We start from the raw sequence: 10,894 nt of genomic DNA on the forward strand, positions 1-10,894 counted from the left end.
GTCGCCATCGGGGAACTCGCGGACGAGCCGTGGATCGCGGGCTGCCCGCGCTGCCGCGGCCAGCTGGTGGAGGTGTGCGAGGGCGCCGGCTTCACGCCCCGCATCGACTTCGCGACCGACGACTACCCGGCGGTGGCCGGTCTGGTGGGGGCGGGACTCGGGGTCGCGGTCCTGCCCCAGCTCGCGATCGACTCCCTGCGCCCCAGGGGGGCGCGGACCGTGGAGCTGGAACCGGCGGTGCGGCGGGAGATCGTCGCCCTCACCCTGCCCGACCTGGCGCAGGTACCGGCGGTGGCGGCGACGCTGGAGGAACTGGTGCGGGCGGGCGCCCGGTGAGACAAGGGGAACACGGGTAACGCGGGTAACGCGAGGGCACGCGTACGCGTGCCCTGCGGTGGCCGGATGCGATCGGTACATCCGGCTGTGGAGAAACGTTCCTTCAACTGTCCGAGGCGGTGTCCCCGCTGGTCGACGACGCCGACACCAGCCGGTTCCGGGCCCGCCCCATGAGCTCCTCGCGCTCGTCCTCGGTCAGGCCGCCCCACACTCCGTACGGCTCGCGCACCGCCAAGGCGTGTGCCGCGCACTCCGCACGGACCGGGCACCTCATGCAGACCTCCTTGGCCGAGTTCTCTCGAGCGCTCCGAGCCGCCCCGCGCTCGCCCTCGGGATGGAAGAAGAGCGAGCTGTCCACTCCACGGCAGGCAGCCAGCAGCTGCCAGTCCCACAGATCCGCGTTCGGTCCGGGAAGGCGGGAGAAATCTGCCATTGTGTGACCCCTTGTAGCCGTTCGTGGCGGATACGGTGCCAACGACCGTACATCTCCGATCTAAGGAGATGAAAATATGACTCATTGCGAATCTAGCCCTAGACACCTGTAAACGGGAAGAAAAGGGGCTAAATGGGGCATAGCTTGTGATGAAAAGTTGAGGGTCCGACGTTCATGTCGGCGCTGTGTCCGTTCCCTCACGTAGAGTGCCGAAGACGGCGTACGGCCCCGTAACTCTTTCGAGTGACCGTCGTTGAGAGTGCGGAGGCGGTTGAAAACACAAGCGCTCGGGCGGGCGTCCGAGACGGTCGACCGCACAGGTGACGATTTCGTACCAGCCTGGAGGCTCAAGGTGACGCGCATCAGCTGCGGAGGACGGCCATGACTTCCGTCCTCGTCTGCGACGACTCCCCGCTTGCCCGAGAGGCGCTGCGCCGCGCGGTGGCGACCGTGCCCGGCGTCGAGCGCGTGACGACGGCGGCCAACGGCGAGGAAGTCCTCCGCCGCTGGGGCGCCGACCGCTCCGACCTCATTCTCATGGACGTGCGCATGCCCGGACTGGGCGGCGTCGAGACGGTCCGGCGCCTGCTGTCCGCGGACCCCGGCGCGCGCATCATCATGCTCACCGTCGCCGAGGACCTCGACGGCGTGGCGCTCGCCGTGGCCGCCGGCGCGCGCGGCTACCTGCACAAGGACGCCTCCCGCGCGGAGCTCCGGGCCACGGTGACACAGGCCCTCGCCGACCCCACCTGGCGACTCGCGCCGCGCCGGCTGCGCTCGGCCGAGATGGGCGCCGCGCCCACGCTCACCGCGCGTGAGATCCAGGTCCTGGAGGGCATGAGCCACGGCCGCTCGAACGCGGAGATCGGCCGCGAGCTGTTCCTCTCCGAGGACACGGTCAAGACCCACGCCCGCCGCCTGTTCAAGAAGCTCGGCGCCTCGGACCGCGCGCACGCGGTGGCCCTCGGCTTCCGGTGGGGCCTGGTCCGCTAGTCCCCGCGCGGGCCGGGAGCGGAGCGGGTCGTGCCCGGGTCCGCGAAGACGCGACGGCACCCCACGCGCGCTGGATCGGCGTGGGGGCGTGTCCGGCCGCCGTACGACGACGGTGTGCGCCGATGCCGATGCGCGGTGGAGGAAGCCGCCGGCTGGAGGCGCACGGCCGTACCCCGTGTACGAGGCCGACCGCCGAACGCGCTGCACGGCAACGACCGCCCGGGCGAGCGGCGGACGCTGTGCGACATGGACGGACGGGACCTCGACGGCGCGGCTCGGCGCCGGGACGGGCGTCGGCCGCCGTGCGCCGTGCGCCGGGAGCGGGCGTTCCCGGGCGCCGTACGCCGTGCGGCGGGGCGGGAGACCGGCGAGGTGCGGCACCGGGACGGGCGGGGCGGCCGCCGGCGGCCGGTGTGCCGCCAGGACGGCCCGGGTGCCGCTCGCCGCGGCGCCGGTGGCGACCGGTGGCGCCCCTCGGCGCGGGCACGCGACGTTCCCTTACCTCACCGCCGCCACCGGTGGCAAAGCGGCCCGCCGGGTGCCCGCTGCTCGTTTCGGCGGGGATGACGCATGCTTGAGGTGTGGAGTTCCTTGCGGACGAGTCGGTCGAGCGGAAGGGGAGGGCGCGGGGGATGAGCTTCGGCGCACTTGCTCATAACGCTTCAGTGCACAACCACGAAGGCGGTGCCACGGAACGGAAGAGGCCAAGGCACCATGGACCGATGCGCGACGACCAGGCGGCACTTGCCCAAGGGGCGATCGGTGCGCTCGTCCACCGCGCCGTCCGCGGTGACGAGCAGGCCACCCACGATCTGCTCGCCCGGGTCCACCCGCTCGCACTGCGTTACTGCCGCACCCGGCTGTCCCGGCTCCCGGGCGACGCGCGCCACTTCGTGGAGGACCTCGCCCAGGAGGTCTGCGTCGCCGTCCTGCTCGCCCTGCCGCGCTACAAGGACACCGGCCGCCCTTTCGAGGCGTTCGTCTTCGCCATCGCCTCCCACAAGGTCGCCGACCTGCAGCGCGCCGCCATGCGGCACCCGGGCTCCACGGCCGTGCCCTCCGACGAGATGCCCGAGCGCGCGGACGACTCCCTGGGCCCGGAGGAGCGCGCCCTGCTCAGCAGCGACGCCGAGTGGGCCAAGAAGCTGCTGGCCAGCCTCCCGGAGAACCAGCGCGAGCTGCTGCTCCTGCGCATCGCGGTGGGGCTGACCGCGGAGGAGACGGGACAGATGTTGGGAATGTCACCGGGGGCGGTCCGAGTGGCCCAGCACCGTGCGCTGAGCCGTCTGCGCGCCCTCGCCGAGCAGTAGCCGCCCGGCGGATGAACCGGCGGTGCGACGGTTCCGTACGAACACACGAGACGCGGAGCCACCCGGAACCGTGGAATGGGACAGCCCCGCTTCCCGTTAGCATGGACATCCGCACCGATCAAGGCCATTTGGGGAAGGTGTCATGACTGCCAACGTCGACGGAGTGCCCGAGAAATTCGCGACACTCGGGCTGACCTACGACGACGTGCTGCTGCTGCCGGGCCCGTCGGACATGGCGCCCGACGAGATCGACACCGCCTCGTACGTCTCCAAGAACGTGCGGGTCAACATCCCGCTGCTGTCCGCCGCCATGGACAAGGTGACCGAATCGCGCATGGCGATCGCCATGGCCCGCCAGGGCGGCGTCGGCGTGCTGCACCGCAACCTGTCCATCGAGGACCAGGCCAACCAGGTCGACCTGGTCAAGCGCTCCGAGTCCGGCATGGTGGCCAACCCCATCACCATCCACCCGGAGGCCACGCTCGCCGAGGCGGACGCGCTGTGCGCCAAGTTCCGCATCAGCGGCACCCCCGTCACGGACCCCTCCGGCAAGCTGGTGGGCATCGTCACCAACCGTGACATGGCCTTCGAGCCCGACCGCTCGCGCCGGGTCAGCGAGGTCATGACGCCGATGCCGCTGGTCACCGGCACGGTGGGCATCTCCCGCGCGGACGCCATGGCGCTGCTGCGCCGCCACAAGATCGAGAAGCTGCCGCTGGTCGACGACGCGGGCGTCCTCAAGGGCCTGATCACGGTCAAGGACTTCGTCAAGGCCGAGCAGTACCCCAACGCCGCCAAGGATGCCAAGGGCCGGCTGCTGGTCGGCGCGGCGGTCGGCGTGGCCGGGGACGCCTTCGAGCGCGCCCAGGCCCTGATCGAGGCGGGCGTCGACTTCATCGTCGTCGACACCGCGCACGGCCACTCCCGGCTGGTCGGCGACATGATCTCCAAGATCAAGTCGAACGCGGCCGGCGTCGACGTCATCGGCGGCAACGTCGCCACCCGCGACGGTGCCCAGGCCCTGGTGGACGCGGGCGCCGACGGTATCAAGGTCGGTGTCGGCCCCGGCTCCATCTGCACCACCCGCGTGGTCGCCGGCATCGGCGTCCCGCAGGTCACCGCCATCTACGAGGCCTCGCTGGCGGCCAGGGAGGCCGGCGTCCCGGTCATCGGCGACGGCGGCCTGCAGTACTCCGGCGACATCGCCAAGGCCCTGGTCGCCGGCGCCGACACGGTGATGCTGGGCTCGCTGCTGGCCGGCTGCGAGGAGTCCCCGGGCGAGCTGCTGTTCATCAACGGCAAGCAGTTCAAGTCCTACCGCGGCATGGGCTCGCTCGGCGCCATGCAGACCCGCGGCGACCGCAAGTCGTTCTCCAAGGACCGCTACTTCCAGGAGGGCGTCGCCTCCGACGAGCAGCTGATCCCCGAGGGCATCGAGGGCCAGGTCCCCTACCGCGGCCCGCTCTCCTCCGTCGTCCACCAGCTGGTCGGCGGCCTGCGCCAGTCGATGTTCTACGTCGGCGGCAGGACCGTTCCTGAGCTGCAGGCGAACGGCAGGTTCGTACGGATCACCTCCGCGGGTCTGAAGGAATCCCACCCGCACGACATCCAGATGACGGTCGAGGCGCCGAACTACAGCGGCAAGAACTGACGCACGCGTACGCGTGCAGCACGTCCGACGCATGGCCGAGGGCGGCTCCGGAAGCTCCGGGGCCGCCCTTGTCGTGGGTGTCGGCGATACTGGAAGACGCTGCAACGCATCAGGGAAAGGCCACCAACGTGACTGAGATCGAGATCGGGCGCGGCAAGCGCGGCCGCAGGGCGTACGCCTTCGACGACATCGCCGTCGTCCCCAGCCGCCGTACGCGGGACCCGAAGGAGGTCTCGATCGCCTGGCAGATCGACGCCTACCGCTTCGAGCTGCCCTTCCTGGCCGCTCCCATGGACTCGGTCGTCTCCCCGGCCACCGCCATCCGCATCGGCGAGCTGGGCGGCCTGGGCGTGCTCAACCTCGAGGGCCTGTGGACGCGCTACGAGGACCCGCGGCCGCTGCTCGACGAGATCGCCGGGCTGCCCGCCGAGTCCGCCACCCGCCGCCTGCAGGAGATCTACGCCGCCCCCATCAAGGAGGAGCTGATCGGCCTGCGCATCAAGGAGGTGCGCGACGCGGGCGTGGTCACCGCCGCCGCACTCTCCCCGCAGCGCACGGCCCAGTTCTCCAAGGCCGTCGTGGACGCGGGCGTGGACATCTTCGTCATCCGCGGTACGACGGTCTCGGCCGAGCACGTGTCGTCCTCGCACGAGCCGCTGAACCTGAAGCAGTTCATCTACGAGCTCGACGTCCCGGTGATCGTCGGCGGCTGCGCCACCTACACCGCGGCCCTGCACCTGATGCGCACCGGCGCGGCCGGTGTCCTGGTCGGCTTCGGCGGCGGCGCCGCGCACACCACGCGCAACGTGCTCGGCATCCAGGTCCCGATGGCCACGGCGGTGGCCGACGTGGCCGCGGCCCGCCGCGACTACATGGACGAGTCCGGCGGCCGGTACGTGCACGTGATCGCGGACGGCGGCGTCGGCTGGTCCGGCGACCTGCCCAAGGCGATCGCCTGCGGCGCGGACTCCGTGATGATGGGTTCCCCGCTGGCCCGCGCCACGGACGCGCCCGGCAAGGGCCACCACTGGGGCATGGAGGCCGTCAACGAGGAGCTGCCGCGCGGCAAGAAGGTCGACCTGGGCACGGTCGGCACGATCGAGGAGGTCCTCACGGGTCCCTCGCACACCCCCGACGGCTCCATGAACTTCTTCGGCGCGCTGCGGCGTGCCATGGCCACGACCGGCTACAGCGAGCTCAAGGAGTTCCAGCGGGTCGAGGTCACGGTGGGGGACTCGCAGCACAAGCGGTAGCCGTCAGCCGTACGGCGTTCATCCAAGGGGTCCGGTCACGTGGTGACCGGACCCCTTCGCATGTGCGCAGAGGTGGGGCGCGTTGTGCGGTGGGGGGCGCACGGTTGCATTCAGGGCGAATACGCCGGGGGTGGGCGTGTCGGGCCGGTAATGTCCGTGCTCGGCGACCCGGTTCTCCGGGGCGCCCCCCTTCCAAGGACACGGTCCGGACCTCGCGCCTCGGGGCCCGGCCCGAATCCGACGGACCGCCTTACCGGGCCAATGGGCGGCATCGTGGAAGGGGGCGCGCCCATGGGCCGTCACCGCAAGCCCACTCTCCGGGACCGCATCCGGCTTCGGCTGGGGCAGTACTGGCTTCGGCTGGTGAAATTCCGGAGGAGGTGGATCTTGCGGATTTACGGCCGCTGAGCGGCCACCCCTATAGAGCCTAGGGGTGGACACTCCGCTTGGCGGTCAGGAGCCCGCTGCAGTGGCCGCTGCGGTGGGCTCCACCAGTTCCGTACGGTACCGGCGGAGGGCACCGTACGCCACCAACCCCGGAAGCCCGGCCACCCCACGCGCCCCCCTTCACAACCGGTGCGCCGCCCCCGTGGGCGCCGCTCCCCGCGTGTCCAGCAGCAGCTGGGCCTTCACCGACAGCCCTTGCAGGTCGTACGTGCGGTGGTGCTGGAGCAGGATCGTCAGGTCGGCGTCCGCCACCGCCTCGTACAGGGAGTCCGCGCGAGGTACGGGCCGGTCCAGGACGCTCCACGCGGGCACGTGCGGGTCGTGGTAACTGACGGAGGCGCCGAGCCCCATCAGCCGGACGGCGACCTCCTCGGCGGGCGTGCCCTGCAGGTCGGCGAGGTCGGACTTGTACGTGACGCCCAGCAGGAGGACCCGGGCGCCCCGGGCCGACTTGCCGTGCTCGTTCAGGAGCGTGGCGGCGCGCTGCACGACGTAGCGGGGCATGCGGCTGTTGACCTGCTGGGCGAGTTCCACCATGCGCAGGCCGCGGCCCGCCCGGCCAGTCAGGTCCTGGGCGAGGCCGTGGCCGCCGACGCCGGGGCCGGGACGGAAGGCCTGGAAGCCGAACGGCTTGGTCTCCGCGCAGCGGACCACGTCCCACAGGTCGACGCCCAGGTCGTGGCAGAGGACGGCCATCTCGTTGACGAGGGCGATGTTGACGTGCCGGTAGTTGGTCTCCAGGAGCTGGACCGTCTCGGCCTCCCGCAGGCCACGCGCGCGTACCACCTTGTCGGTGAGGCGGCCGTAGAACGCGGCGGCCGACTCGGTGCAGGCCGGGGTCAGGCCGCCGATCACCTGGGGCGTGTTGGCGGGGGTGAAGTCGCGGTTGCCGGGGTCGACGCGGCTGGGCGAGTGGGCGAGGTGGAAGTCGCGGCCCGCGCGGAGGCCGGAGCCCTCCTCCAGCAGGGGGCGCAGGAAGTCCTCCGTGGTCCCGGGGTGCACCGGCGACTCCAGGATCACGGTGGTGTGCGGGCGCAGGTGCTCGGCGAGCGCGCGGGCGGCGGCCTCCACCTGGCTCAGGTCGAGGCCGCCGTCCGCGCCGCGCGGGGTCGCCGCGCAGATCACCGCGGTGCGCACCCGGCCGAGCTCGGCCGGGTCGGTGGCCGGCCGGAAGCCCCCCGAGAGCATCCGGCGCAGTTCGGCGGGGCTGAGGGCGCCGGACTCCTCCCCGGTGCGGTACCCGAGGGTCGGGATGCCGGCGGCGACGGCGGCCTGGGCCAGGGGCAGGCCGAGAGGACCGAGTCCGATGACGGCGAGATCTGCGGGCATGGCGTGGGCCGTCCTTCCCAGTAACCGAGGCGTGGCGGGCACGCAAGTCCTGTGGACAGGACGAGCGAGCGCAATGTCAGACTAGGAGTAAATATGACCGTTTTGTGGGATTGACCAGCGTGTTTCTCGGTGAGCCGGGCAGAGTTGTCCACAGGCCGGGGGTGACTGGTGGCTGAAGTCGGGCAACCCCGTCAGAATTTGGGCATGGGCAGGAGGTGAGGGGACAGGGGAGAGGCACGGGGGAGGGGAACGGGGATGGGAACGGGCTTCGCCCGACGGGTGCGGCCGGCGCGACCGACAGCGGGAGGCAGCGGTGAGGACAGCGACACTGGGGCCGGCGCAGCGCGCCGAGTCACTGGCGGGAATGGCCGAGCGGGAGCTGGACATCCTGGTCGTGGGCGGAGGCGTGGTCGGCGCGGGCACGGCTCTGGACGCCGTCACCCGCGGCCTGTCCACCGGCATAGTGGAGGCGCGCGACTGGGCGTCGGGCACCTCGAGCCGCTCCAGCAAGCTGATACACGGCGGACTGCGCTATCTGGAGATGCTCGACTTCGCGCTCGTCCGCGAGGCGCTGAAGGAGCGCGGCCTGCTGCTGGAGCGCCTCGCGCCCCACCTGGTCCGGCCGGTGCCGTTCCTCTACCCGCTGCAGCACAAGGGCTGGGAGCGCCTGTACGCCGGCTCCGGCGTCGCCCTCTACGACGCCATGTCGATGGCCCGCGGCCATGGCCGGGGCCTGCCCCTGCACCGCCACCTGACCCGCCGTCACGCCCTGCGGGTCGCCCCCTGCCTGAAGAAGGACGCCCTGGTCGGCGCCCTGCAGTACTACGACGCACAGGTGGACGACGCCCGCTTCGTGGCCGCCCTGGTGCGCACCGCGGCGTCGTACGGCGCGAAGGCCGCCAACCGCGCGCGCGTCACCGGGTTCCTGCGTGAGGGCGAGCGCGTCGTCGGCGCCCGGGTGCGGGACGTGGAGGGCGGCGGCGAGTACGAGGTCCGCGCCAAGCAGGTCGTCAACGCCACCGGGGTGTGGACCGACGACACCCAGGCGATGGTGGGCGAGCGCGGCCAGTTCCACGTCCGCGCCTCCAAGGGCATCCACCTCGTCGTGCCCAGGGACCGCATCCACTCCACCACCGGGCTGATCCTGCGCACCGAGAAGTCCGTCCTGTTCGTGATCCCCTGGGGCCGGCACTGGATCGTCGGCACCACCGACACCGACTGGGACCTCGACAAGGCCCACCCGGCCGCCTCCAGCGCCGACATCGACTACCTGCTGGAGCGCGTGAACTCGGTCCTCGCGGTGCCGCTCGGCCGCGACGACGTGCAGGGCGTGTACGCGGGGCTCAGGCCGCTGCTGGCCGGCGAGTCCGACGCCACCAGCAAGCTGTCGCGCGAACACACCGTGGCCCATCCGGCGCCGGGTCTGGTCGTGGTCGCGGGCGGCAAGTACACGACGTACCGGGTGATGGCCAAGGACGCCGTCGACGAGGCGGTGCACGGCCTGGACGTGCGGGTCGCCGACTGCGTCACCGAGGAGATACCGCTGTACGGCGCCGAGGGCTACCCCGCCCTGTGGAACGCGCGGGCGCGCATCGCCGCCGAGCACGGCCTCCACGTGGTGCGCGTGGAGCACCTGCTCAAGCGGTACGGGTCGGCGGCCCGGGAGGTCCTGGCCCTGGTCACCGAGAACCCCGCGCTGGGCGCGCCTCTGCAGGGCGCCGACGACTATCTGCGCGCCGAGATCGTCCACGCCGCCTCCCACGAGGGCGCGCGGCACCTGGACGACGTACTGACCCGGCGTACGCGCATCTCCATCGAGACCTTCGACCGGGGCACGCGCAGCGCCCGGGAGGCCGCCGAGCTGATGGCGCCGGTGCTGGGCTGGGACAAGGACCAGATCGAACGCGAGGTCGAGCACTACGAGAAGCGGGTGGAGGCCGAGCGGGAGTCGCAGCGCCAGCCCGACGACCTGACGGCCGACGCGGCCCGGCTGGGAGCGCCGGACATCGTGCCGCTGTAGGCCGCCCGGAAGCCGCTTCGGAAGCCGCTCCGGAAACTGTTCCGGAAATCCGTCACGGCGACTTCCGGGCCGGGACCGCCGTTCCGCGCGAGGTGTGCGGCGCGGGTTATGGACGGAATGGTCCGAAGGGTCGGCACCCGTGGCTCCCTCCTTGTCACAACCCGTCATCCCGGCGCGGACGAAGGGCCGTTCGAGGGTGGTCCCGGGGTGTCCTCAGGGGCCCCCTGGGCGTTGAGCACTTGTCGGGTGAGAGACAATGGAGGCTCTGTCAGGGCGGGTTGCATGAGGGGACGCATGTCGGAGGCGGAGCGGGCGGGGACACCCCGTCAAGACACTCGTCAGGACACTCTGCAGGACAAGAGCGAGCGTCTCCTCGCGGGCCGGTACCGGCTGGGGGGCGTACTCGGCCGTGGCGGCATGGGTACCGTGTGGCGCGCCGAGGACGAGACCCTGGGCCGTACGGTCGCCGTCAAGGAACTGCGGTTCCCGTCGAACATCGACGAGGACGAGAAACGGCGCCTGATCACACGCACGCTGCGCGAGGCCAAGGCGATCGCCCGGATCCGTGACACCAGCGCGGTGACCGTCTTCGACGTGGTCGACGAGGACGACCGGCCGTGGATCGTCATGGAGCTCGTCGAGGGCAAGTCCCTGGCCGAAGTCATCCGCGAGGACGGGCTGCTGGAGCCGCGGCGGGCGGCCGAGGTGGGGCTCGCGATCCTCGACGTGCTGCGCTCCGCGCACCGCCAGGGCATCCTGCACCGCGACGTGAAGCCGTCCAACGTGCTCATCGCCGACGACGGCCGGGTCGTGCTCACCGACTTCGGCATCGCCCAGGTCGAGGGCGACCCGTCGCTCACCTCCACCGGCATGCTCGTCGGCGCCCCCTCCTACATCTCCCCGGAGCGTGCCCGCGGGCACAAGCCGGGCCCGGCGGCCGACCTGTGGTCGCTCGGCGGACTGCTGTACGCGGCGGTGGAGGGCGTGCCGCCGTACGACAAGGGCTCGGCGATCGCCACCCTGACCGCGGTGATGACCGAGCCGCTGGACGGGCCCAGGAACGCCGGCCCGCTCAAGGACGTCATCCACGGCCTGCTGACCAAAGAGCCGGCGGAGCGGCTC

Annotated in this window: 9 protein-coding genes; 7 read left to right on the forward strand and 2 right to left on the reverse strand. The window is 71.7% G+C overall.

Features of this window, described 5'->3' with window-relative positions; translation table 11 throughout:
* Nucleotides 1-336: LysR substrate-binding domain-containing protein (locus tag RH94_RS43570; protein WP_234425818.1), on the forward strand; the 336-nt coding region annotated here is incomplete at its 5' end.
* 103 nt (nucleotides 337-439) lie between these two features.
* Here RH94_RS43570 and RH94_RS16565 read toward each other — a convergent pair.
* Complete coding sequence (locus tag RH94_RS16565; RefSeq protein ID WP_073948357.1) at nucleotides 440-769, reverse strand: WhiB family transcriptional regulator; 330 nt, start codon at nucleotides 767-769, stop codon at nucleotides 440-442.
* Nucleotides 770-1,150: 381 nt separating this feature from the next.
* Here RH94_RS16565 and RH94_RS16570 point away from each other — a divergent pair, with 381 nt between their 5' ends.
* The 4 genes from RH94_RS16570 (at nucleotide 1,151) to RH94_RS16585 (ending at nucleotide 5,976) form a co-directional block, all read left to right on the forward strand.
* A complete protein-coding gene (locus tag RH94_RS16570; protein ID WP_003948568.1) occupies nucleotides 1,151-1,762 on the forward strand; it encodes a response regulator transcription factor in 612 nt (203 codons plus the stop codon).
* Nucleotides 1,763-2,484: 722 nt separating this feature from the next.
* A complete protein-coding gene (locus RH94_RS16575) occupies nucleotides 2,485-3,072 on the forward strand; it encodes a sigma-70 family RNA polymerase sigma factor (RefSeq protein ID WP_073948358.1) in 588 nt (195 codons plus the stop codon).
* 142 nt (nucleotides 3,073-3,214) lie between these two features.
* Nucleotides 3,215-4,723, forward strand: a complete 1,509-nt coding sequence (guaB, locus tag RH94_RS16580; RefSeq protein WP_073948359.1) for an IMP dehydrogenase — start codon at nucleotides 3,215-3,217, stop codon at nucleotides 4,721-4,723.
* Between the two features lie 128 nt (nucleotides 4,724-4,851).
* Nucleotides 4,852-5,976: a GuaB3 family IMP dehydrogenase-related protein gene (locus RH94_RS16585; RefSeq protein WP_073948360.1), complete on the forward strand. Its 1,125-nt coding sequence runs from the start codon at nucleotides 4,852-4,854 to the stop codon at nucleotides 5,974-5,976.
* A gap of 567 nt (nucleotides 5,977-6,543) precedes the next feature.
* Here RH94_RS16585 and RH94_RS16590 read toward each other — a convergent pair.
* Nucleotides 6,544-7,752: a nucleotide sugar dehydrogenase gene (locus tag RH94_RS16590; protein ID WP_073948361.1), complete on the reverse strand. Its 1,209-nt coding sequence runs from the start codon at nucleotides 7,750-7,752 to the stop codon at nucleotides 6,544-6,546.
* A gap of 313 nt (nucleotides 7,753-8,065) precedes the next feature.
* On the opposite strand from RH94_RS16590, the gene RH94_RS16595 reads away from it, so the two are divergent.
* Both RH94_RS16595 and RH94_RS43575 read left to right on the forward strand, forming a co-directional pair.
* Complete coding sequence (locus RH94_RS16595) at nucleotides 8,066-9,772, forward strand: glycerol-3-phosphate dehydrogenase/oxidase (RefSeq protein ID WP_073948362.1); 1,707 nt, start codon at nucleotides 8,066-8,068, stop codon at nucleotides 9,770-9,772.
* A 294-nt stretch (nucleotides 9,773-10,066) separates the two neighbouring features.
* On the forward strand, nucleotides 10,067-10,894 hold an 828-nt coding region (locus RH94_RS43575; RefSeq protein WP_234425819.1), incomplete at its 3' end, for a serine/threonine-protein kinase.

The organism is Streptomyces kebangsaanensis (assembly GCF_001906585.1).
Taxonomy (GTDB): Bacteria; Actinomycetota; Actinomycetes; order Streptomycetales; family Streptomycetaceae; genus Streptomyces; species Streptomyces kebangsaanensis.